The 21,351-nt window shown below is 63.7% G+C and carries 29 protein-coding genes; 12 read left to right on the top strand and 17 right to left on the bottom strand.

What is annotated here, in order from left to right:
- Window positions 1-200 precede the first annotated feature (200 nt).
- On the top strand, window positions 201-1,280 hold the full coding sequence (locus AC0YKC_RS06305) for an HPP family protein (RefSeq protein WP_488510517.1): 1,080 nt from the start codon (window positions 201-203) through the stop codon (window positions 1,278-1,280).
- Here the strand turns inward: AC0YKC_RS06305 and AC0YKC_RS06310 are convergent.
- The gene (locus AC0YKC_RS06310) at window positions 1,264-2,163 is read right to left on the bottom strand and encodes a crotonase/enoyl-CoA hydratase family protein (RefSeq protein ID WP_488510518.1); all 900 of its coding nucleotides are present in this window, start codon (window positions 2,161-2,163) and stop codon (window positions 1,264-1,266) included. The genes AC0YKC_RS06305 and AC0YKC_RS06310 overlap by 17 nt on opposite strands.
- 82 nt (window positions 2,164-2,245) lie before the next feature.
- On the opposite strand from AC0YKC_RS06310, the gene AC0YKC_RS06315 reads away from it, so the two are divergent.
- Window positions 2,246-2,830 carry a TetR/AcrR family transcriptional regulator gene (locus AC0YKC_RS06315; protein WP_320298447.1) on the top strand — a complete coding sequence of 195 codons (585 nt, stop codon included), beginning with the start codon at window positions 2,246-2,248 and terminating at the stop codon, window positions 2,828-2,830.
- A 55-nt stretch (window positions 2,831-2,885) separates the two neighbouring features.
- Here the strand turns inward: AC0YKC_RS06315 and AC0YKC_RS06320 are convergent, their stop codons facing one another.
- A complete protein-coding gene (locus AC0YKC_RS06320) occupies window positions 2,886-4,109 on the bottom strand; it encodes an anion transporter (protein ID WP_488510519.1) in 1,224 nt (407 codons plus the stop codon).
- Window positions 4,110-4,754: 645 nt separating this feature from the next.
- On the opposite strand from AC0YKC_RS06320, the gene AC0YKC_RS06325 reads away from it, so the two are divergent.
- Window positions 4,755-6,608 carry a CHASE3 domain-containing protein gene (locus tag AC0YKC_RS06325; RefSeq protein ID WP_488510520.1) on the top strand — a complete coding sequence of 618 codons (1,854 nt, stop codon included), beginning with the start codon at window positions 4,755-4,757 and terminating at the stop codon, window positions 6,606-6,608.
- A 22-nt stretch (window positions 6,609-6,630) separates the two neighbouring features.
- On the opposite strand, the gene AC0YKC_RS06330 is transcribed toward AC0YKC_RS06325, so the two are convergent.
- Complete coding sequence (locus tag AC0YKC_RS06330) at window positions 6,631-6,795, bottom strand: DUF3309 family protein (RefSeq protein WP_320298334.1); 165 nt, start codon at window positions 6,793-6,795, stop codon at window positions 6,631-6,633.
- A gap of 457 nt (window positions 6,796-7,252) precedes the next feature.
- On the opposite strand from AC0YKC_RS06330, the gene AC0YKC_RS06335 reads away from it, so the two are divergent.
- Window positions 7,253-7,693, top strand: coding sequence for a GFA family protein (locus AC0YKC_RS06335; RefSeq protein ID WP_434722263.1), 441 nt, complete (start codon window positions 7,253-7,255; stop codon window positions 7,691-7,693).
- A gap of 547 nt (window positions 7,694-8,240) precedes the next feature.
- Window positions 8,241-8,786, top strand: a complete 546-nt coding sequence (locus AC0YKC_RS06340; protein ID WP_488510522.1) for a hypothetical protein — start codon at window positions 8,241-8,243, stop codon at window positions 8,784-8,786.
- Window positions 8,787-8,812: 26 nt separating this feature from the next.
- On the opposite strand, the gene AC0YKC_RS06345 is transcribed toward AC0YKC_RS06340, so the two are convergent.
- Entirely contained in the window at window positions 8,813-9,079 is a 267-nt protein-coding gene (locus tag AC0YKC_RS06345) for a hypothetical protein (protein WP_320298337.1), read from the bottom strand.
- A 186-nt stretch (window positions 9,080-9,265) separates the two neighbouring features.
- On the opposite strand from AC0YKC_RS06345, the gene AC0YKC_RS06350 reads away from it, so the two are divergent.
- Window positions 9,266-9,442, top strand: coding sequence for a hypothetical protein (locus AC0YKC_RS06350; protein ID WP_167498612.1), 177 nt, complete (start codon window positions 9,266-9,268; stop codon window positions 9,440-9,442).
- A 111-nt stretch (window positions 9,443-9,553) separates the two neighbouring features.
- On the opposite strand, the gene msrA is transcribed toward AC0YKC_RS06350, so the two are convergent.
- The 6 genes from msrA to AC0YKC_RS06380 form a co-directional block, all read right to left on the bottom strand.
- Complete coding sequence (gene msrA, locus AC0YKC_RS06355; RefSeq protein ID WP_320298338.1) at window positions 9,554-10,075, bottom strand: peptide-methionine (S)-S-oxide reductase MsrA; 522 nt, start codon at window positions 10,073-10,075, stop codon at window positions 9,554-9,556.
- A gap of 118 nt (window positions 10,076-10,193) precedes the next feature.
- Window positions 10,194-10,376 carry a hypothetical protein gene (locus AC0YKC_RS06360; RefSeq protein ID WP_488510523.1) on the bottom strand — a complete coding sequence of 61 codons (183 nt, stop codon included), beginning with the start codon at window positions 10,374-10,376 and terminating at the stop codon, window positions 10,194-10,196.
- 194 nt (window positions 10,377-10,570) lie between these two features.
- A complete protein-coding gene (locus AC0YKC_RS06365) occupies window positions 10,571-10,924 on the bottom strand; it encodes a hypothetical protein (RefSeq protein WP_320298347.1) in 354 nt (117 codons plus the stop codon).
- A 208-nt stretch (window positions 10,925-11,132) separates the two neighbouring features.
- Window positions 11,133-11,762, bottom strand: a complete 630-nt coding sequence (locus AC0YKC_RS06370; protein WP_488510524.1) for a terminase large subunit domain-containing protein — start codon at window positions 11,760-11,762, stop codon at window positions 11,133-11,135.
- Window positions 11,763-11,820: 58 nt separating this feature from the next.
- The gene (locus AC0YKC_RS06375) at window positions 11,821-12,258 is read right to left on the bottom strand and encodes a hypothetical protein (protein ID WP_488510525.1); all 438 of its coding nucleotides are present in this window, start codon (window positions 12,256-12,258) and stop codon (window positions 11,821-11,823) included.
- A complete protein-coding gene (locus tag AC0YKC_RS06380) occupies window positions 12,251-12,742 on the bottom strand; it encodes a hypothetical protein (protein ID WP_488510526.1) in 492 nt (163 codons plus the stop codon). Before AC0YKC_RS06380 ends, AC0YKC_RS06375 begins: the two co-directional genes overlap by 8 nt.
- A gap of 230 nt (window positions 12,743-12,972) precedes the next feature.
- On the opposite strand from AC0YKC_RS06380, the gene AC0YKC_RS06385 reads away from it, so the two are divergent.
- From AC0YKC_RS06385 to AC0YKC_RS06400, 4 genes are all read left to right on the top strand, one after another.
- Window positions 12,973-13,293 (top strand): hypothetical protein, encoded by a 321-nt coding sequence (locus AC0YKC_RS06385; RefSeq protein ID WP_488510527.1) that lies wholly within the window; start codon window positions 12,973-12,975, stop codon window positions 13,291-13,293.
- A gap of 145 nt (window positions 13,294-13,438) precedes the next feature.
- Window positions 13,439-13,969, top strand: a complete 531-nt coding sequence (locus AC0YKC_RS06390) for a hypothetical protein (RefSeq protein ID WP_320298352.1) — start codon at window positions 13,439-13,441, stop codon at window positions 13,967-13,969.
- Window positions 13,970-14,202: 233 nt separating this feature from the next.
- Entirely contained in the window at window positions 14,203-14,472 is a 270-nt protein-coding gene (locus AC0YKC_RS06395; protein WP_140640957.1) for a hypothetical protein, read from the top strand.
- A gap of 78 nt (window positions 14,473-14,550) precedes the next feature.
- The gene (locus AC0YKC_RS06400; protein WP_140651970.1) at window positions 14,551-14,856 is read left to right on the top strand and encodes a hypothetical protein; all 306 of its coding nucleotides are present in this window, start codon (window positions 14,551-14,553) and stop codon (window positions 14,854-14,856) included.
- 96 nt (window positions 14,857-14,952) lie between these two features.
- On the opposite strand, the gene AC0YKC_RS06405 is transcribed toward AC0YKC_RS06400, so the two are convergent.
- Window positions 14,953-15,408 carry a DoxX family protein gene (locus AC0YKC_RS06405; protein WP_488510568.1) on the bottom strand — a complete coding sequence of 152 codons (456 nt, stop codon included), beginning with the start codon at window positions 15,406-15,408 and terminating at the stop codon, window positions 14,953-14,955.
- A 228-nt stretch (window positions 15,409-15,636) separates the two neighbouring features.
- Window positions 15,637-16,392 carry a tryptophan 2,3-dioxygenase family protein gene (locus AC0YKC_RS06410; RefSeq protein ID WP_488510528.1) on the bottom strand — a complete coding sequence of 252 codons (756 nt, stop codon included), beginning with the start codon at window positions 16,390-16,392 and terminating at the stop codon, window positions 15,637-15,639.
- A gap of 139 nt (window positions 16,393-16,531) precedes the next feature.
- On the opposite strand from AC0YKC_RS06410, the gene AC0YKC_RS06415 reads away from it, so the two are divergent.
- Window positions 16,532-17,002 (top strand): Lrp/AsnC family transcriptional regulator, encoded by a 471-nt coding sequence (locus tag AC0YKC_RS06415; protein ID WP_434722254.1) that lies wholly within the window; start codon window positions 16,532-16,534, stop codon window positions 17,000-17,002.
- 162 nt (window positions 17,003-17,164) lie between these two features.
- A complete protein-coding gene (locus AC0YKC_RS06420) occupies window positions 17,165-17,956 on the top strand; it encodes a hypothetical protein (RefSeq protein WP_488510529.1) in 792 nt (263 codons plus the stop codon).
- A gap of 25 nt (window positions 17,957-17,981) precedes the next feature.
- Here AC0YKC_RS06420 and AC0YKC_RS06425 read toward each other — a convergent pair whose 3' ends face one another.
- From AC0YKC_RS06425 to AC0YKC_RS06445, 5 genes are all read right to left on the bottom strand, one after another.
- On the bottom strand, window positions 17,982-19,151 hold the full coding sequence (locus AC0YKC_RS06425; RefSeq protein ID WP_488510530.1) for an SdrD B-like domain-containing protein: 1,170 nt from the start codon (window positions 19,149-19,151) through the stop codon (window positions 17,982-17,984).
- Window positions 19,148-20,053 (bottom strand): HTTM domain-containing protein, encoded by a 906-nt coding sequence (locus AC0YKC_RS06430; RefSeq protein WP_488510531.1) that lies wholly within the window; start codon window positions 20,051-20,053, stop codon window positions 19,148-19,150. Before AC0YKC_RS06430 ends, AC0YKC_RS06425 begins: the two co-directional genes overlap by 4 nt.
- Window positions 20,037-20,477, bottom strand: a complete 441-nt coding sequence (locus AC0YKC_RS06435) for a hypothetical protein (protein WP_488510532.1) — start codon at window positions 20,475-20,477, stop codon at window positions 20,037-20,039. Before AC0YKC_RS06435 ends, AC0YKC_RS06430 begins: the two co-directional genes overlap by 17 nt.
- Window positions 20,478-20,585: 108 nt before the next feature.
- Window positions 20,586-20,753, bottom strand: a complete 168-nt coding sequence (locus AC0YKC_RS06440) for a hypothetical protein (protein ID WP_434722249.1) — start codon at window positions 20,751-20,753, stop codon at window positions 20,586-20,588.
- Window positions 20,754-20,901: 148 nt separating this feature from the next.
- Window positions 20,902-21,255: an SPW repeat protein gene (locus AC0YKC_RS06445; protein WP_320298361.1), complete on the bottom strand. Its 354-nt coding sequence runs from the start codon at window positions 21,253-21,255 to the stop codon at window positions 20,902-20,904.
- Between the last annotated feature and the right edge of the window lie 96 nt (window positions 21,256-21,351).

The following is a 21,351-nucleotide window of genomic DNA, read 5'->3' on the forward strand; positions in this document are numbered from 1 at the left end:
GCCGAACCGAATCCGCAAACCGTCGCAAAGGCTTGGCGCGATTGAGAAAGCCGAGGCCGCTGGCGGCATGTCCTGCGCAGCGTGCGGCGCAATAATATTCTCTCAAGCTGCGAATATACGGATTGGTTTGGCTTCCAAATCCGTGGTTTCAGCGGCATTGCGAGCAGCGCAATTCCACCCCATTCGATCCAGGGCCTGCCATGGCGTTCCGCCTCTTTGTTCCGATCCTAGCCGGCGCCACGCTGCGCGAACGGCTGATCGCCTGCATCGGCGCCGTGATCGGCATCGCGCTGACCGGTGTGATCAGCGGGCTGGCGATGGGCAAAGGCGCGGATGTCGCGATGCTGGTGGCGCCGATGGGCGCTTCGGCGGTGCTGCTCTTTGCCGTTCCCTCGAGCCCGCTGGCACAGCCCTGGTCGATCATCGGCGGCAACACGATCTCGGCGCTGGTCGGCGTGACGGTGGCGCATTTCGTGCACGACACGGTGATCGCCTCCGGCCTTGCGGTGGCGCTGGCGATCGCCGCCATGTCGTTCACGCGCTCACTGCATCCGCCGGGCGGCGCAGCAGCGCTTACCGGCGTGCTCGGCGGACCGGCCGTTGCCGCCGCAGGCTTCCTGTTTCCCTTCTTACCCGTGGCGCTGAACTCGACCATCCTGGTTGCGCTCGGCTTCCTTTTCCACAAGCTGTCGCGGCGCAAATATCCCCATGTGCACGTGCCTACCGCCAGCGGCCACGGCACCGCGGACCGGCCTCCGGCCGAGCGTGTCGGCTTCCGGCCCGAGGATGTCGATGCGGCGCTCTCCGCGCTCGACGAGACCTTCGATATCGACCGCGACGACCTGGAGCGCCTGCTGCGCCAGGTCGAGCTGCAGGCGATGGTGCGTTCGCAGCGCACGTTGCTTTGCAAAGACATCATGTCCCGCGATGTGATCTCCGTGGCGGAAACGGCCTCCGCCGATGACGCGCGAAAACAGCTGATCGACCACAACATCCGCACCTTGCCGGTGGTCGACACGGACGGCAGGCTCACCGGCGCGGTCGGCCTGCGCGAGCTGACAAGAGCCACCGACACCGTGAAAGGGGTGATGTCGAAGGCCGGCACCGCTTCACCCGACATGCCGGCGATGAGCCTGCTGCCTGTTCTGACCGACGGCCGCAGCCATGCCGTGGTGATCGTCGATAGCGACCGGCATATACTCGGGCTGATCACCCAGACCGACATGCTGGCTGCGGCAGCACGCGCACAGGCGCCGGCGCACCTCAAAGCGGTGGCATAGAGCTGGGCCGATCACTCGGCATGTCCCCGCTCGCCGTTCGATCGAGCCGCCGGGCCTCTCGTCTTGCCTCGGCCGGCCGGGTGATATGCGTCCATGTGCCGTCATAGGTCGGCTTGCGTCGCTCCACCCAGGCATTCAGGCCTTCGCGCAGATCGGCCGTGGGAGCCATGCGCGCGAACTGCTCGGCCTCGACCAGCAGGCCTTCGGCGATGCTCTGATTGAGGCCGCGTGCGACAGCGGCAAGGATGCTCGCCACCGCCGCCTGCGAGTGGCTGACGATACGCCGCGCGAGATCGAGCGCGGCCGGTGTCAATTGACCGTGCGGCACCACCTGGTTGACGAGGCCTAGCTCCAATGCCCGCGCGGGCGAGAACGCATCCCCGGTAAGCAGCAGTTCAAGCGCGCGCTTGCGACCGGCCAGCCTCGGCAGGCGCTGCGTGCCACCAAAGGTCGGCGGCATGGCGAGTTTTATCTCGGGCTTGGCGAACAAGGCTCGGTCGCTGGCTATGGCGAGTGGCACGGCCTCGATGATCTCGCAGCCGCCGCCGAAAGCCAGGCCGTTGACGGCGGCAATGACCGGCTTGCGGAATGCTTCCAGCCGCGCCGTCAGGCGCTGGCCGCGCGTCACGAAATCGCGCAGCGCGACATCGGCGCCTTCGGCCAAGCTCAATGAGAATTCGTGGATATCAGCGCCAGCGGAGAAGGCGCGCTCCCCTGCCCCGGTAAGGATGACGGCGCGCACGCCATCGTCCGTTTCGATCTGATCGAGACGCGAAAGCAGCCGGTCGATCAGCGCGTAATTCAGCGCGTTCAGCTTGTCGGGGCGGTTGAGAGTGAGGATGGCGACACGGTCGCGCGTCTCGCTCAGCACAAGTTCGGTCATGACTTTTCCTTTCCGGCAGTTCGGCGGGATAAGGAGCAGGCTTTCGGTTGCTTGTATATTCACTAGTCGGTATACTTACATGATGAGTGAAGAAGCCAATCCTACCCGAAAACGCCTCGTCGACGCGGCTACCAAGCTGTTCTATGCCGAAGGCATCGGCCGCGTCAGCGTCGACGCGGTGGCCGAGAAAGCCGGGCTTACCAAGCGCACGCTCTATTACCATTTCAAGAGCAAGGACGATCTGATCGCTGCCTATCTGGACGGCCGCGACCAGCCCAATCTCGAGCAGATGGCCGGCTGGTTCAACGCTGCGGCGGGCGGCGCGGACAAAAAGGTGGAAGCAATCTTCACCAACCTGGCGCGGGTGGCCCGCCACCCCAAATGGAAGGGCTGCGGCTTCCTGCGCACGGCGGCCGAGCTGGCAGCGACGCCCGGACATCCGGCTGTTAAGGCTGGGGCACGCCACAAGACCAATTTCGAAAAATGGCTGGCAAGCGCGCTTTCAAGCCACGATGTCGACGAGGCGAAAATGCTGGCGCGCGAGATCGTGCTTTTGATGGACGGCGCCTTTTCCAGCATGCTGATCCATCACAATCCCGACTATGTCGCTGCTGCCGGTCATGCGGCCGCGACGCTGATACGGGCAAGGATGACAGGCAAAAGCTAAGCCTGACCGGTAGCGCTCCCTGCGCTCCGGACGAGGTGGTCCGAAGGACAGCGTCTCATAACCAGGCCAGCCAGGCTGTGCCCACAGCAAGCGTCACCAGCGTCAGCGGCAGGCCGACCTTGAAGAAGGCGGAAAAGGAAAGCTCCTTGCCGGCCGCCTTTGCCTGCTCGGCGACGATCAGATTGGCGACCGAGCCGAGCAGCGTGAAGTTGCCGGCAAGCGTCGAGCTCATCGCCACGACCAGCCAGGCGCGCTCCGGGTTTTCCAACCCGGGAATGAAGGGGCGGAGCGCCAGCACCGCCGGCACATTGCTCATGACGTTGGAAAGCACCGCGGTGAAGCCGGAGAGCCGCCAGACATCGTCGAGGCCGATGTTCTTGGCCCAGGCGATCATATCGGGCGTGAGCAGCGTGCGCTCGGCGCCCGCCACCACCACGAACAGGCCGGCGAACATGAAGAGCAGCGGCCCGTCGATCTCGCGGTAGATGCGCCGCGGCTTGATTGCCCGGGTGACCAGCAGGAAGGCGCCGGCAATCAACGCTGCCTTGGCGACGGGAAAGCCTGCAAAAAAGGCGATCGCCAGCAACACGCAGACGATAGTGGCCTTGAGCACCTGCCCTGGCAGCATGCGGCCGCGATAGACTTCCGGGCTGAGCTGAGCAGGGCGGGAAAATTCTGCGCGGTAGACGATGCGCACGATGACGATGACGCACAGCAGGCCGAACAGGGCCACCGGCGCGAGCGCCAGCGTGAAAGCCGGATAGGAAATGCCGGACAGCGCGCCGATCACCATATTCTGCGGGTTGCCGGTAATGGTGGCGACGCTGCCGCAATTCGAGGCCGTGCAGGTGGCGATGAGGTAAGGCACCGGGTTGCGGTTGATGACCCGTGTGACGTGGACGACGATCGGTGCCATCACCAGGCAGATCGCGTCGTTGACCAGGAAAGCCGAGAGCACGCCGGTCAACAGCGTCACCATCACCAAAAGCATGAAAGGCGCATGGGCATGCTCGATGGCAAAGCCGCCGAGCGCCCGAAACGCTCCCGAGACCTTCAGATGCGCCACGACGATCATCATGCCGAGCAGCAAAGTGATGGTGTCGAAATTGATGGCTTTGTAGGCATCCTCGATGCCGATCGCGCCGATGGCGATCATCGCGGCGCCACCCAGCAGCGCGATGCCGGCTCGGTCGAGGCGCAGGCCAGGAATGCGGCCGACGGCGACGCCGGCATAGGTGGCGACCAGGATGAAAAGCGCGCCCGCGCTGGTCCATGTCATTGCAAGATATTCCCGTTGCCTGCCCTGCCCGCCAGAATCTGTCGACGCTCGGGCGGCACCACATTTAACAAGGGCAGCGCAAAGGGAAAGCACGCAAGCGCGTGAAAGCCTTATGTCGCCTTCATGGCTTTCACATTCATAAACCCTAATGTAAAGAATAGTGAATTAACATATGTGACCGATAATCCAGGCGTTGGGGACTAAACGGATGAACACGGTCGTTGAAGCGGAACATCGCGTCCCGTCATGGGAGGAATTGATGCGTCCGCAGGAATGCTCCCGTTGTCATGGGGCCAAAAGAGTTTTCGTTTGCGCCCGCTGGCTGAGCTCGAACGGCCATTGCTGCCCGGGAGGCACGCATCGGCTGAGTTGCCCGGGACACAGCATCGCCTGCCTCGAATGCAGCGGGCGCGAGGACTAGCAGGATTCAATGGATCTGCCGCCGTCCGGCCGCAAACGCCGAAGCGCCATCCCGTACCCTGGCATCTGCCGAGGCCGTGATCATCAAAGTTTGACATAGCCAGGCCTGCCTCGCCTGCTGCAATCGTTGCCTTACGAACCGACTATTGCCTTGCGCTTTGCCGCCGCCTACCACTTGGCGAATTTCACGGTTTCCTTAGGCCTGACAAAGCAATGATTGTCCGATTGCGACGTGCCCTGCGATGGCAAGCGCTTCCGCTCCTTGCTGGCTTCGCCGTTGTCGCGCTGATCATCGCCGTGCGCGCCATTCTGGCCGAAACGCAGATCGCAGACCGCGACGCCAGCCTAGAAGCGATCGAAGCCCAGCAGTTGCTCTCGAGCCTGCAATCGCTCGCCCAAGACGCCGAGACCGGCCAGCGCGGCTATCTGCTGACGGGCGAAAAGAACTACCTGCTGCCATATCAGCATGCGGTCGAAGCGCTGCCGGCGCTGCTCAAACGCATCGACGAGATGTTTCCGGCAGGCAGCGACAGGGCGCAGCTGGTCGTCGGCATCAAGGATGCGCTCGCACGCAAACAGGCCGAGCTCGCGGAGACGATCAGGCTCTACGACACGGGCAACTCGGCGAAAGCGCTGGACATCGTGCGCGGCGGCAGGGGCAAGCTGGACATGGACCAGATCCGCGCCAATATCGACGCGATCCGGCGCATCGACGGCGCGAGCCTTGCTTCCCGCGCGGAGCGCATGGAGCAAATCGAAGGCTGGTTGCGCGCCGGCTCGTTCGCCGCGCTGCTGGGCATCTTCCTGCTCGCCATCTACACGATCCGCCAATCCAGTCGTCGCTTCCAGGAAGTGGCAACGGCGCAGGACGCTTTGAGCGCCAAGAACGCGGCGCTGCTCAGCGAGATCGAGACGCGTGAAAAGGCGGAGTCGCAGCTTCGCCAGGTGCAGAAGATGGAGGCGGTTGGCCAGCTCACAGGCGGCATCGCGCATGATTTCAACAATATGCTAGCCGTCATCACCAGCGCCATGAACCTCGCGCAGCGCAAGCTCGCCCGCGGCGAGCATGACGTGCAGAGCTTTGTCGAGGCGGCGGCCGACGCCGCGGCCCGCGCCGCCAATCTCACGGCCAGGCTGCTTGCCTTTTCCAGGCAGCAGCCACTGGCGCCGCAGATCGTCGACGCCAATCGCCTTGTCACCGGCATGTCGGACCTTTTGCGCCGTACGCTCGGCCATACGGTCGAGATCGAGACGGTGCTGGCGGGCGGACTCTGGAAAACGCATGCCGACCCGAGCCAGGTCGAGAACGCGATCATCAACCTGGCGGTCAACGCGCGCGACGCCATGGACGACAAGGGCAAGCTCACCATCGAAACGGCCAATTGCTTTCTCGACGAAGCCTATGCGGCGGCGCATCCGGAGGTGAAGGCCGGCCAGTATGTGATGATTGCGGTGACCGACACAGGAGCCGGCATGTCGCCCGACATAATAGCGAAGGCTTTCGAGCCGTTCTTCACCACCAAGCCCGTGGCCAAAGGCACGGGGCTCGGACTCAGCCAGGTGTTCGGCTTCGTCAAGCAATCAGGCGGTCACGTCAAAATCTATTCGGAGCCCGGCGAAGGCACGACGATCAAGATCTATCTTCCGCGTTTCACCGGTCCGGAAGAGGCGGCAGCGCCACCAAAAGCAATTGGTAGGAGAGATGTCCCGGCCACCGAAACCGTCCTGCTCGTCGAGGATGACGCCCGCGTGCGCGCTTCGACGGCCGCCGCGCTACTGGAGCTCGGCTACACCGTCGTCGAGGCCGCCAGCGGCGAGGAGGCGCTGCGCAAGCTGGGCGAGAATGCGGCCATCGGACTGATGCTGACAGACATCGTCATGCCGGGCATGAACGGGCGCCAGCTTGCCGAACAGGCACGCGGCCATTCCCACTCGCTGAAAGTGGTGTTCATGACCGGCTTCACCCGCAACGCGGTCGTGCATAATGGCGTGCTCGACCACGATGTGCACTTCATCGCCAAGCCGTTCACGCTGGAACAACTGGCGGCGAAGCTGAGGGATGCGCTGGCGACACCCTGAGGCTTGTTTGCGCCGTGGGCTGTCAGATGCGGCCGAGCAGCACCAGGATGATCACGATAACCAGAACAAGTCCGAGGCCGCCGCCGCCGTAATAACCGGTTCCGTAGAAAGGTCCGCCGCCAAGGCCGCTGAAGCCGCCAAGCAAGGCGAGAATAAGAATGATGATGATAATCGTGCCGAGGCCCATGGTCTCTTCCTCTCTCTCTGACAGTGCGATCCCGCGCATTGATATTGAGAAAGTGAACTCGCAAGCCGCGCGCATGTTCCGCCGACGTCGAAGCCGACTTCTGTTCTCGGACGCCACGATCAGCGGGGCGCGGTCCGCTTGCAACCATTTCGCAGCTGGCAAAAGCGATCATACCGTGGTCTTGACCACGGGTTTGGATACCTATGACCGGTTCGTTCGGCAATTCGGCAATGAATGCGACTGGCCGGAAGGGCCTGTCTCGACGACGGTTCCGACCAGGGACGGCGAGTGCCGCGTCTCTCGGGTGCGAGGAGCCGATCAACTTTCCCGACTGAACGATGCTTCTTGCGCGCCGGCGCGGAACCATTGCAACCTCTTGCGGGTTTTAGCAGCCAGCAGCGGACTTGCCGGGCGCGAGAGAAACGCGGCTCTGTGCATGACCGCAGGAGGAACGGCAATGCCTGAAATCGCGCGCAGCGGCAGTTGCCTGTGTGGCGGCGTCCAGTTCCGGGTCACTGGCGAACCGCTCCGGGTCGGCCTCTGCCACTGCAAGGACTGCCGCAAGACAAGCGGATCGGCCTTCCACGCCTACGCCGTATGGCCGCTCCGAGCGTTCGAAGCCACCGGCATCACCAGCAGCTACGGCACCCGCAGCTTTTGCCCCACCTGCGGAAGCCGCGTTCCGTTTGTCGGCGATGACGAGGCCGAGGTCACGATCGGCAGCCTGGACGTTGCGCCAACCGAAGGGCTGGTGCCGAGCTACGAGCTCTGGATCGGACGCCGCGAGCCCTGGTTGCAAGCCCTCCCCGCGGCGCGCCAGTTCGAGCATGACCGGATCGCTGATGATTCGCCCGCGGGCGCTGAAGCTAACCCGGAGCCACAGCAAATGTCCGCCTAGGATGAGATCTTGGCGGACTTTAGTCGGAACGATAACGACCTTCAGTCCAACGGCGCCTCCGGCGCGTCCGGAAAAACTCCCGGCCGTGGACCGATATGCGCGGACTTTTCTCGAAGTTTCGCATTTTTCAACCACCGGTCGGTTTGCCGGCCAATCAGCTGACGTTAGCATTTTGCGATGCGCGTGAGGCCGTTAAGCCGGCCCGGTTCCACACAGCAGCACGCAAAGAGTTTTATTCGTTTTACAAAATATAAGAATTTTCAGCCATGCTTCTTGCGGAAATACAACCTCCGGGATTGTTTGCCTGCTTGTCCGCTTCGCTTACCATGTGAAATACCAAGCTGCGGTTGCAATACCAAAGTAAAAATTCTTTCGGCTCAAGAAATTTTTTCTTAGGCCTCCTTCTGGTTATATCAAATATGACATTCCGAAATGCCATCGGCAGCAAGCCTTATGACTTCCGGCCTTGTACAAAAGGCCATCTTTGTTTCTTTCTTTTTTTGCTACATAGTGCTGTCGAATCTTGAAGCCGGACGGGGCGGTTTTCATGACGTCGGCACCTGAACACGGCCGCAACATGCATATGCGGTATCCACCGATCGACGGGTTCTGGACCTGGGACATCAAGCGCGACCGCGTCTATGGCGATGCCAATCTTTCAGATTATTTTGGTCTGACACTCGACGAGTTCTCCCATGGCGCTTCGCTTGAACGATGCATGCAAAGCATCGACCAGGACGACCGCTCAAGGGTTCGGTTGGCTATCCGTAAGGCCGTGGAGCGCAAGTCCGGGTTCAGGGAGGTCTACAGGGTCCATTCCGAAAAGATGGGGTTGCGCAAGATCCTGGCCGTCGGCCAATGCTACGTCGACGGAGTGGGCGAGGCAGCGCTCTATCCAGGCTGGTTCGTCGACCTGACGAATGACGCCGAGTGCGAGGAGCAGGCTCTGCGCGAGATCCAAAACCATGTCGGGCAGGCCAAGGACATAGCGCGATCGATCGGACACGACATGCTGTCCTATCTTCTGGACAACATCGAGGAAGAGGTGGAGCAACGGCTTGGCGCAGGGCTGGGGAGGCGAAGATCGTCCTGAAGCAGCTTTCGCCGATCGTTCCCGGGTTAGCTTCTAGGCCGCTTGCCGCGCCTGCCAACTTCAGCCGCGACCATGCGCGCGAAATGCGACTGGGGCGATCGGCGCTCGATGAGCTTGGCCCGATCCAGGGCCGCATCGCCATAAAATTCGATCAGCACGCCGGCGGCCTTGGCGGCGTCGGCTCTCAACCGGCCGAAATCGGCTTGCCCGGTCTCGTTCGAGGGCTCGCTCCTGGCAATCACATCGAGCATGGCTTGCAACTTGTCAGGTGTGCTGCCCTCGTCTTCGTGCATGGTCGCCATCCGATTGGGCGCGTAAAATATCGACATTTCCGCGCGATGTCCAACAGGTTCGCTGATCGAGCGTCAGTGCAACCGGGTACAGCTTCACCGCGAGCAAAGCGACAATCTTCGTACAAGCATAGTGAGCCAAACTTACCGCACCGACTTTTGGGGGCACCCATGGACCAGCCTAGCAAAATGGAAAACCTGCAGTTCGCGCAGGGGATCTTGCGAGAACTTCGCCAGAAGGCGGAGGCAGATGGCGAGAAGCTTCTGACCTACCTGATCGACATGGCTTATCTCGAAGCCAGCGACCGCATCCGCGCCCACTGGATCGGCAGCCACGAACACGAAGGCCGCCGGGCCAAGGGCTGAGGCCCACCCGTCCGGGACGACCGGCTGGAACGCAAAAAAGCCCGCCATGCCTTCCGGCATGGCGGGCGGATCAAAGCGCTTGAAAGCTATGTCAAACAGCCCGGTCGCTGACTATGACGCGGCCGCATGCTGGCGGACCGGAAGCTTCCAGCCCGGCCGCGCGAAATGGCAGGTGTAGCCATTGGGATAGCGCTCGAGATAGTCCTGATGCTCGGGTTCCGCTTCCCAGAAAGGCCCGACCGGGGCGAGCTCGGTGACGACCTTGCCGGGCCACAGGCCCGACGCTTCGACGTCGGCTATCGTGTCCTCGGCGATCTGCTTCTGTTCATCGCTGGTGTAGAAAATCGCCGAGCGGTAGCTCGCGCCGATATCGTTGCCCTGGCGGTTCCTTGTCGTCGGATCGTGGATCTGGAAGAAGAATTCGAGCAGCGTGCGGAAGCTGGTCTTGGCCGGATCGAAGTTGATCTCGATCGCCTCGGCATGGGTGCCGTGGTTGCGGTAGGTGGCGTTGGGGACATCGCCGCCGCTATAGCCCACTCGCGTCGAGATCACGCCGGGCAGGCGCCGGATCAGATCCTGCATGCCCCAGAAACAGCCGCCGGCAAGGACCGCGCGTTCGGTGGAAGAAACCATGTCACACCTCCTTTGGATTTGCACCATAGATAGGCGTTGCGGCCGGATTCTTCCAGCGGCTCGAGCGGGCTAACGGCTGACGCAGGCACCCAAGTATCCGGCGTGGACCATCTGCCCGTCAATGTTTCGAATATGCCTGCGCGGCTTCGACCCCGCCGCGCTCAATCCTCCCGCGCCTGTTTGAACCGCCGCACCACCACCTCGAAGACGATGTCCGATAGGCCGCGATGATCTCGGCACGCTGCTCGGGCGTGTAATGCCCGGCATCGTCGATGGTCATGAAGGTGACGTGTCGGGACATGGCAAGCTCCAGTTCCTCGCCCCGTGAGAGCGGGGAGAGGTGGCGCGGCGAAGCCGCGGCGGAGAGAGGGGACGGCGCCGGCTTTGATGGGAGAGCTGGTGGCTATTCGCCGAGCCTGTCGCTTTACGAAAGCCCCTCTCCGGCCGCTGCGCGGCCACCTCTCCCCCCGCTTCGCGCGGGGCGAGGAAACAAGCTCAGCCCTTATAGCCCTCGTTGACGCAGTCGTTCTTCCAGGCCCAGTCGAAATCGGCCTGCGACATGGACGAGCCAAGGCCCGGCTCGACGTAAGGGCCGGCACCGTCGATATAGACGATGAAGCGCACTTCCTTGGTGAAGATGCCGACCTTGCTTATGACGACGCCGCAGGTCTGGCCACTCACGCTGTCGCCGGTGAGATCGACGTGAGAGAAAGTCGCCGCGGGATTATTGATCAGGCCGCGCATCCTGGCTTCGGCCGCAGCGATGGCATCGGCGCGCCAGTCGCCGCTGGAGCCGGAGCAGGCCGAAAGCAGCGTACAGAGAAGAAGCAGGTTGGGTATCGGTCGCATGTCGGCTCCGGATCGCGGTCGGAAGCTACTCGACCTTCGGTTGCAACCAAAGCGGCATCGCAGATCATGGTTTCGGCGCGGTTTCGCGAAGCTCGGATTCCTCGCCCCACGCAAGTGGGGGAGAGGTGGCGCGGCGAAGCCGCGACGGAGCGGGGGCAGCGCCGACTTTTGAAGCAGGAGCGAAAAGCTATTCGTAGAGCTTGTCGCCCTACGAAGACCCCCTCTCCGGCCGCTGCGCGGCCACCTCTCCCCCGCCTTGCGGGGGCGAGGAACCCAAACCCTGAACCGCCTCCGCCGTCAAAAACCTGAGCACCACGTCGCTCATGCCGAGCAGCGGCGTGAAGGTGACGATCGTGATGCCATCCGTGGCGTTGGTGCGCGTCAGCCCCTCGGAATAGATATCCAGCGGCGGTTCCTCGTCGAACCAGACGCCGTGCAGCGTCTCGCCCTGCCACTTCTCGCGGCCCTTTTCGTAGGACTTGAAGGAGAGCACGCTTTCGCCGGCCTGGACATCGCCGCCACCGCCCCAGCGCACGACGACGCTGTCCAGCGCTCCCGGCGCGCCGCGGCCCATCACCGCGTCGGCGATGGCATCGGCCGGGATCATGCCGGTGCCCCATTCGCTTTGCTGTTGCGGCGGGCCGACCAACACGCGCTGAGGGTTGTCGCGCGTGCCCTCACCGGTGACGCCGGCGGCCCAGAGCCGCACCGGCCGGTCGAACACCTTGCCCACCCACCAGCTTGGATAGCGGCCGGTCAGGTGCATGGCCCATTCGGCACCCCCTGCCCTGGTCTTGCCGAGCTGGTTGCCGGCCATGAACAGGCGCTCGCGGTTCATTGCGCCTGCCGCGTGAAAATCAGCCTGCCTTTCGTAGGGTCTGTAGGCCGCGAGGCAATTACGACGATGCCGGCGGTCCAGTTCGCCCAGCAGAGCCAGATAGGTCAGCATCTCCTTCGAGGTCTTTGTCTCCTTCGAGGAAAGGCCGGAGGTTTGCTTCGAAGCGGCGGATGCGGTTGCGGATCTCCTCATCGCTCAGCTGCTCGAGACTGTTTTGCTTGGCATCGACACCGTCCGAGAAATCCTTGGCCGAAAAATCCTTGGGCAGCATTGTCAGCACGACCTTCAGATACTGCTCCGGTTTTTCGGCCCGCACCGCGGCGATGACGCCGGCGCCATGAACGCGGAAGTCGGCGCGCAGCGCGGCGGCGAAATCGCCGACCAGCGTCTTTCGCGGGCGCTTCGGGCGGATGGGCGGAGCGGCCCCGGCTTGAGGCGTTCTTGGCTTTCGGCTTGCCCGTTTCTCGCCGCCGCGGCGCCTGCTGTCGTCAGCCATGAGTGGCCGCCTGCGATGGCACGGCTTTCGCCGCCTTTGGCTTGCGGACCTTGCGCGCCGGTTTTCTGCGCGGCTTTGCGCCGGCCTGTTTGGTGGGCCGGGCTTCAGTAGCCGCCTCCGCCGCCTTCAGCTTCGCCGTGACCGTGCGGACCGCGGACGGGCCAAGGCCCTGGCGCGGAAAACCGAAGCCAGCAACCGCATCGACCGTGCCGCCGCGCACCATGCCAATGCGCACGCCCGGCGCGACCTGTTCGACCCGGCCTGATCTCTGCGGCAGGCTTGCGCTCTCGAATTCGCCGATGGCGCTGACGATTTCGGCGCCGTCATCGGCGGTGATGATGGTGGCGTAGCGTGGCATCCGGGCCTCAGCAAAATGTTGGAAGCGTCGCATTCCGTCGCGCTCAGCTCTCGAAAGAATGGACGGCGTGAAAAACAAAAACCCGCCGGGCGGCGGGTCGTTGGCGCAAATCAGCACCATGGACAAAATAGTAGCATAGCTGCCGTCACCGGGCAATAGCCTCTAGGTACATTTTCCTATTTTCCGGAAACCTGCCCTGCCAACCAACATCGGCGAAACACCCGCGCGCTACAGCCGCAGATTGAACCATCAGCCGAACGCCGAACGAAATTTTGTCGGAACCAACCTTGGTCCGATGGGTTCCACCTTTAGTCGCAACGCGACAGACGACGGTTCTCGCAACAGAGGAGAAGATCATGCTTACGAGGATTCTTGCAGCTTCCGCCCTGACCATCGGCCTCGCCACGGCGGCGATGGCCCAGAGCACCGGCACCGCCGGAAATGATGGCAGCGGCAGTGGCCAAACCATCACCGTCGACCCCAAGACGCCGGCCAATCCGTCGCCTGACCAGGCCGCACCCGATACCGGCACGACCGGCAGCGTCACCGGCGGCGACATGAACTCGAACGCCGACAAGAACTGCTCGAACAACCCGCAGGGCGCACAGGGCGATGCCAACAGTACGACCGCCGGCACGATGCAGCCCAACGTCAACGACAAGAATTGCGGCAAGTAGGCTTTGGGCACATCACCACGCGCAATGGCCGCGGAACCAGTTCCGCGGCCATTGGTAAGCAGGCCAACACCCTCTACCCTTTGCAAGATTTCGGGCGGAACCATGCGGCTTGCCGGCCGTTTCAACGGCGAAAAGGAGAAAACCCATGGCAGACAACGAAAGCACGACCGGCGGCGCAGCGAACGGCAGCGGAACATCGACGACGAGCTCTGCCCGTCCACGCAGCGCGGCGTCGCGAAGCACTGGCGCGTCGCGCAGCGCCGCTTCGCGCGGCAGCACGCGCTCTTCCAAGGCATCCGAAGACGCCATGAAGAAGCAGATCGCCGAGCTGAAGCGCGAGGTGAGCCGGTTGAACCGCGCGCTTTCCGAGCAGGCGGAGGAAGCCGCCGAGACCGCGCAAGGCTGGTATCGGAGCGCGGCCGACCGCGCGTCAAATCTCTACAGCGGCGCCTCCGACCGCGCTTCGAACCTCTACACCGGCGCCACCGACCGAGCGTCGCGCGCGGCAAGCCAATTGCGTACCCAGGCGCAAAGTGTTTCGGAAACGGTGCAGCAGAACCCCGGCACCTTCTCGACCGCGATGCTGATCGGCGGCCTGGTCGGGTTGCTGGCCGGCATGGCGATCAGTCGAAGCTCCGACCCCGAGCCGGACTGGCTGCGCCGCTGGCACCGATAAGATTACCTGCCCTGGCCGCATACGCCAGGATGGTCAAGGGTAGTAGCGAAGGCTGCCTTGCGGCCGCGCGGAGGAACGGCCGGGCCGTCGTGCCCGGCCTTTCTCTTCCCGATACCAGGCTTTTTCCTTTCAAGGTTGTGCCGTACCTGCCCCATTGCTGTGGCCGGTTGCCCCGGGCTGGTCATTAGCCGGGGCTTATGGGATCATTCCCCAAGGGAATCGCGGAGAGCGGCATGGACAGACCTGCCATGGCATCCGTCTTTCGGATGCGGCATGTGCCTGCAAGCATTTCGGGTGTTCGCAGCCTTGGCCGGGGCCAGGCCGATCCGATCTTCCATTCGAGACCACTCGGCGAAGCGATCCGCTTCATCGCCCAGGCCGAGGGCCAGTACGACCTCAGCGCCGTCGCCGTCTTCTATGGCGACCGCCAGACGCCGCCGCTCGGCAACCGCGAGATCAGGCAGCTCTGGAGCGAATATGGCGAGCGGTGGATGGAGGCCTGATCCGCGTCGGCTTCCCCCTGCCCGGATCGGAAACGCCCCTCATGCGTTCTTGAGGCGAGGTCAAATGGGAGGAACGCCATGAACGTCGCCAATCTCCAGCTCGAGGGCCTGCTGATGGCCGTCGCAGCGATCAATCACGTGCTCGTCAAGAAAGGCGTGCTCAGCGTCGAGGAGATTGATATCGCGCTGCGCAAGGCCGAAGCCGGCGAGACCGGCGAGGAGCGCTCCGAGGCGATTTCCGCTTCGAACCGCGACGCCATCAATTTCCCGATCCGCCTGCTCGAGCTCGCCAACCAGTGCCAGCCCGAAGCGGACATGCCGTCCTTCTCCAAGCTGGCACGCATGGTGGGCCAGATGAAGGAGCCGTATAACGACCAGATGTGAGGTGTGGCGGGAGGTGCCTTTGCCTTGAAATGCTAGCGCTGCCCCTCATCCGCCCTTCGGGCACCTTCTCCCCGTACAACGGGGAGAAGGAAGAGTTCACGCCCGGCCCGGCCAGCCCTGCTTGAGCGCCAGCACGCTGCCCGGGCCATGCACGGCGGCGTAGAGCAGCCCGGCGGCGAACGGGAAATGCGACATGAAGGCGCCGAACTCGGCCTGGTCTGCGGTCCAGTGCGACGGGCCGTGGAAGGCAAAGCCCAGGAACACGACATAGACCGCGCCGATCAGCGCCAACGGTGTCAGATAAGCGCCGGTGAGGAAGGCTATCACCAGCAGCGCTTCGAGGATCGCCGCGCACCAGGCCAGGAACAGCGGGAACGGGAAGCCGGCGGCGGCGATGTAGCCGGCGGTGGCGCCCATATCCATCAACTTGAAAGCGACGCCCATCGCGAACATGGCGGCGAAGATCAGGCGGGCGATGAGAATGGCGACGGTTTGCCAGGTCGATTGAGTGTTTTTCCACGAATTTCCCTCCGGATTGTTGAAGCGGTCGATGCCCCAAGGACGGACGGAGGGGGATGGTTCCGACAGGGGGCGGGGAAAATTATGCGAGGCGGGACGCCGCGCCTCTCCTACTCCCCTTGTGGGAGAAGGTGGATCGGCGCGACAGCGCCGAGACGGATGAGGGGTGTTCCAGCGGAGTGAGACGCTGGTGGCATCTGGAGCACCCCTCATCCGTCGCCTTCGGCGACACCTTCTCCCACAAGGGGAGAAGGGGGAGCCCTACCCCGCTTTCGCCTGTGGCGGGTGGCTGATCGAATCCCGCACGGTGCCGTATTCGGCGCCCCAGCGGTCGGTCATGTCGCAGCGGATGTCCCAGAGCTCGGGGAAGAAGCGGTGGCGGGCGCCGCCTTCGAGGATTTCAACCGGCCTGCCCTTCAGCGATTTCGCGCCCAGCCCGATCGAGCGGTGGATCAGATAGAGGTGGTTGGCGCGGAATTTCTGGAACAGCTCGTCGAACTCGATCAGCGCCTCGGCGACGACGTAAGCGTCGCCGTGGTCGTAATGCTCATCATAGATGTCCTGCACGGTCAGCCCGCGGCCGTCGAGATAGGCATGCTTGAAGGCCCTCCAGAGGTCCGGCGGCAGGCGCAGCAGGAACTTGAAGCCCGGCGATTCCTGGCCGCTGCCATTGCCGAGCTGCAGGCGGATCTGCTGGTATTCCTTGGGCGACATGGTCTCCAGGAGATCGAGCTGCGCCGTCATCATGCGCATCAGCCGGTGCACGCGGCCCATCAGCGTGACGATGCGGTGCGTCTCCTGTTTCTCCAGATGGTCGAGGACATCGACCAGCGTGTAGGCGATGAGCTTCATCCAAAGCTCCTCGACCTGGTGCACGATCTGGAACTGCAGCTCGTCGGCGTTGACCATGTCGGAGAGCGGCTTCTGGCAGGTCAGAAGCTTGTCGCATTGCAGGTAGACGCCGTAATCGCGCATCTCGGGCGTCTCGATGCGGGCGTGATAGTCCGTCTTGTCCATGGCTCATCTCCTCGCGCGGGCATGTTCGGCAGGTGCCAAGCATAGCACTTTCGGCTTGAACATTGTTCCTTTCTGTTATCCAATCTTTCGAAATTGGAGGACGATCTATCGTCATTTGAGGAACCTTGGAGAACGAATCATGCTGGACATGCTCGACCGCAAGATCGTGGCGGCCCTGGAGCGCGACGCGCGCATCTCTTTCGGCGAGCTCGCCGAAGCGGTGGGCTTGAGCAAGACGCCGTGCTGGAAACGGGTCAAGGCGCTGGAGGATAAAGGCGTCATCCGCGGCTATTCCACCCGCGTCGATCCCGCTTCGATCGGCTTCGGCATCGAGGCCTTCATCCAGGTGTCGATCGACTTCGAAGTGTCGGACGCCTTCGAGGCGGCGGTGAAGAAACACCCGCTGATCCGCCGCTGCTACGCCACGACCGGCGAGGCAGACTATCTGCTGCAGATCGTCACCGTCGACATGAGGGCGCTGGACAGGATGCTGCGCGAGGAGCTCAGCCGGCTGCCAGGCGTCCGCCGTACCGTCACTTCGATGGCGATGCGCGAGATCAAGGGCGACATCTCGTTCGCCGACGCGGCGGCGCATGCGTTGAGGGGATAAGGCGAGCGCCAAAATGATTTGAGACGCCGGCCGGACGGCACCCCTCGGCCGGATCGAACCGCGGACACCAGCCGCAACGTCGGGCGTCGGGTCCTGACTTTTTCTGGCACGGTCGAAGAACGGGCGTCGAACCGGTCTATACGTTGGGACGGGGGTACGCGGGTGACCAACATCGTCTCGATCAAAACAGGTGCGGAGCCTGCCGGGCGGCGGTCGGCGCGGCTTTTGAGGGTTTTCAACGTCATGGGAAATGCCGATATCGCGCGCCGTTCCTTTGCCGGCAGTGTTCTGGCGGCGGCGCTGCTTGCCTCGACCATGCTGCTGCCGACCACCATGGCAGTTCGCGCGGCTTCGGCACCACCGGAGCCGGGAGACGGTTTCCACCAGGCGATGAATCCGCAAGCCATGTTGCAGGAGGCCAAGCGTGCTCTTCTGGCTCAGGCCGCAGGTGGCAATGGGGGCAATGGCGGCAACGGTGGTTCCGCGGGCGGCAACGGAGGGAACGGCGGCAACGGAGGCTCCGCAGGCGGGAATGGCGGCGGTGGCGGGACCGGCGGCAATGGTGGTTCCGCAGGCGGAAATGGTGGTGGCGGCGGCACTGGTGGGACCGGCGGCAATGGCGGCTCTGCAGGCGGAAATGGCGGCGGTGGCGGCACTGGTGGGACCGGCGGCAATGGTGGTTCCGCAGGCGGAAATGGCGGCGGTGGCGGCACTGGTGGGACCGGCGGCAATGGTGGCTCGGCCGGAAACGGCAGCGGCGGGACTGGCGGCAATGGCGGCTCCGCAGGCGGAAATGGCGGTGGTGGCACGGGTGGCAACGGCAGCTCCGGCGGCAGCGGCAGTTCGAGCGGCAATGGCAATTCCAGCGGCCATGGCGGCGGGCATCAGGACACCGCCGGGCGTTCGGACGGCGGCCCCCGTTCCTGCGCGGCATCGCCGCGAGCTTCTTGCTGAAGCAGCGGTCGCTCTCCGCCCGCCCTTATGGGCCGGTGCGGTAAGCGAAATCGTCGATAGCGGCCTGCCAGTAATGCTGCGTCCGGATCTCGAGCCGCGTGATACGCAGGTAGTCGGCCGCGAAGTAGACCAAACCGTTCGCGGACAGCACCAGTTGATCCTCATAGGCGAGCTCATCGCCCCGCCAGGCCTTGAGAACAAGCGTCTCGCCCTCCGCGTCGTCCCAGCCGGCGCCGAAATAGGCGCCGGTGAAATCGAACGGCTTGTCACTGAAGACCTGCGCAGGATGTCCGGAGCTGTTGTACGCGATGAACTCGCCCGACATGGTCGTGTTGGTGTAGCCGGGACCGTCGGTGAAGCGCTGGTGCATGGCAACGAGATTGTACCAGTTCAGCCCGCCATAGCCCGACGGAACCTCGAACACGCCGGGCGACGTCATCAGGTCGTCGAAGCCGACGACATGCTCCAGGGGCAGCGGCTTCTCGGCGGGTCCGCTTTTGCCCGAAAACGCCGAGAGCACCACCGGTGACGCGCCGACGACGACATGCCGCCGCTCAGTCGCGTCGCCGGCCGCGAAGTCAACCAGCCATTCGCCTGGTGTCACGGGTGCGCTGAAACGCCCGTCCGGACCGACATGGGCGGCGGCGCTGACGCCGTCCGGCCCTGTCAGCGAAACGCGCGATCCGGCGGCGACCGCGCCGCTGATCGTCAGATCCGCCGCAAGCCCGACCGGGTGCGTCGTGGTCTTTGCGATCATGTCGCCCGGCGATCCCGGCGAAACGACATAGTCGCTTTCCTGCGAGGCGTTGCCGGTGGTGACGGAATAACCTGGCGGAGGCACGACGCGGAACGCGTAGTGCCCGGGATCGACGACTTCGAAGTCGCGCTGCATGACCGACATGCGGAAGTTGGCGAAACCGCCGGCATTGGTCAATCGCATGATGGTGCTGCCGTTCGGCTTGTCGAGTTCGACAGCGACGCGCGACATCGGCCGGTCGCCCAGATCGTAGATGCCGTTCCTGTTGAGGTCGCGGAACACCAGCAGCGATGTGTTCATCTGGCCGCCTTCGAAGGAACCCCACGCGCGCTTGGGATAATAGTCCGCAGCGCCGCCGGCGCGCGCCGAGCCGCAGAGCACGGCCAGGCCAGCGACCGCGACGACGACGGCGCCCGAAAACAACAAATCACGCTTCACGAAATTTCCCCTTTGGCAGTCGCTGTCGATCCGGTCCCCTGGAGACGCGTGAGGACCTTGCTCACGGCATCCGCATCGAAATAGGCGAGATAGAGCAACGCCATGGTGGCGCTGAACGTGTAGACCGGCAGCGTCAGATAGATGATGGCGTGAAAGGCCAGGCCCGGCAGGACCAGATAGCGCCTTGTCGCGCGAAACGGCAGGCCAAGGGCAAGGCAATATTCGAGCGCGACCACGGCGACGGACACCATGGTGGCGGGCCAGGCAAGACCGGCCGGATAGTCCGACCCCGCGTAGAACCAGAGGAAGATCTGCTCGATCCTCGCGCCGCTGAGAAAGGCATAGTTCGACTTGTCGAAGGCGGCGAAGAAATAAAGCACCGAGAGCTGCACCACGATCAGCCGCAGCCCCCACAGATTGCCGCGCTCCGCCGGTGGCGGAAGGCCCGCGCGCTCGGCGCGCATCACCGCCAGGTAACGGTCCAGCGAATAGGAGCGGTCGCAAGGCGTGAGCGCGATCAGCAACGCGGCAACGGCCAGCAGATAGGTATGGTGGTGGGTCCAGGGCTCGCGCCCGAGCTCGAAGCCGAAGTAATGGTACATCGCCAGCCCGACCGCGCCCGTCCAGACGGCGGCGGCGCGGCTGTGATAGCCGACGAAGAGCAGCGTCGTGGCGACGAAGAAGTTGGCCGCCAGGAACAGGCCGGCTGGCGACTGGTCCATATAGAGCAGCAACTCGCCTGCCCAGCGCGACCAGAACAGCATGGCCAGGCCGATGCGGATCAACGCGGATGGCCGCGACGAGCCCTCGGTGCCGACCGCCCAGTCGGCAAAGCGCCGGGCAAAAGCTTGCATCGAGCGCAAGCCGGACCGGTCGCTGGCGGCGTCACTCGGCGCAGGCATTTTCGGCATCGGTATGGATGGTCTGCCAGCCGCTGCGCGTGCCCAGCCGGGCACGGACACGGATATCGGCGCCCTGCCCGGCGACCGTGCAGAGCCGCTTGATGACGGAAGCCAGTTCCTCGCGGTTCTGGATCCACTTCAGCTTGCCGTTGCGAGGGACGCCGAGCATCGCGAACCGGTCGAGCGGAGCAAGCGCGCCGTCCGGCCGGCGGATTTCGAAGGAAACGTCGATCACGCCCAGCCCGATCGCGCTGAACATGGTCCAGGAGCGAAGCCACGGCGATTGCACCCCGAAGATTTGCTCCGCGGCGGGTCCGGCGATCATGAAGGCGGCGATCGCCGTGAAGGCGACCAGCCGCAAGCGCCCCGCCGACAGCCGTCCGGCAGGCTCCGCGCCTGTTCCAATCGAGATGATGTCCGCCACCCGCGCACCCCCGTCCGGACTTATAGACCGGATCAGCACCGTTCTGCGACCATCCCAGAAAAAGTCAGATCCCGGCGCGCCTATAGGCTGAGAGAGCGCGAGGGAACACTACGGATGAAAATCAGTGGTGAAGCCAGGCTCTGCACGAGCAGCCTTGGCGACGCGTGCCGCCTCTTCCTTCTCGGCATCGGCCTTGCGCTTGGGGCATTCCTCGAAATCATGGTCCCGGCCGCCGCAATAGGAGCAGCATTTGGCGGGGGTGTCGGAGTTGAACATCGAGGCCATTCCCAAGAATGCACGAAAAGGTTTCCGGTTGCAGCAATTGCGTGAAGACGCCGCTGCATTTTAGCCCGATGCCCCAAAAATGTTCCTGCCAGTTTCAGGAGCTCGCCGCTCGCGCGGCGGGCTCCCGTTCAGTCACCGCTCACGCATGCGCGTGGGGATGACGGAAGTCCCAGACGGCCCAGGCCGAAGCCACGACCACCAGCACGCCGAGAGCGACATGCGTGGTCATGACGTGCGTGTCAGCCTTGAAGCCCAAAAGCCAGGGCGACACGATCAGCCAGAGCCCGAGAGCCAAACTTACCCATTCTTCCCACTCGGCGAACACCGAAAACATCGCCAGCGCCAGCGCGCCGAGGAGAACGCCGACAATCCAGGCGTTCCACGCGGGCACCATCGCTGCGGTGAATCCGATGACCCAGGGGGAGATAAACAGGCAAATCGCCAGGACCAAGGTGATCCAGTCGAGGCTCTTTCTTGCTTCCATCATTGCCATGACAACCTCCATAGATGAAGCTTGACCAAAGCAACTGCATCCGCGTGGACATTGCACGCTCATCATTGATGTAATTACGCTTTTACCGCTCTGCAA

Source organism: Mesorhizobium sp. CNPSo 4661, from assembly GCF_057784215.1.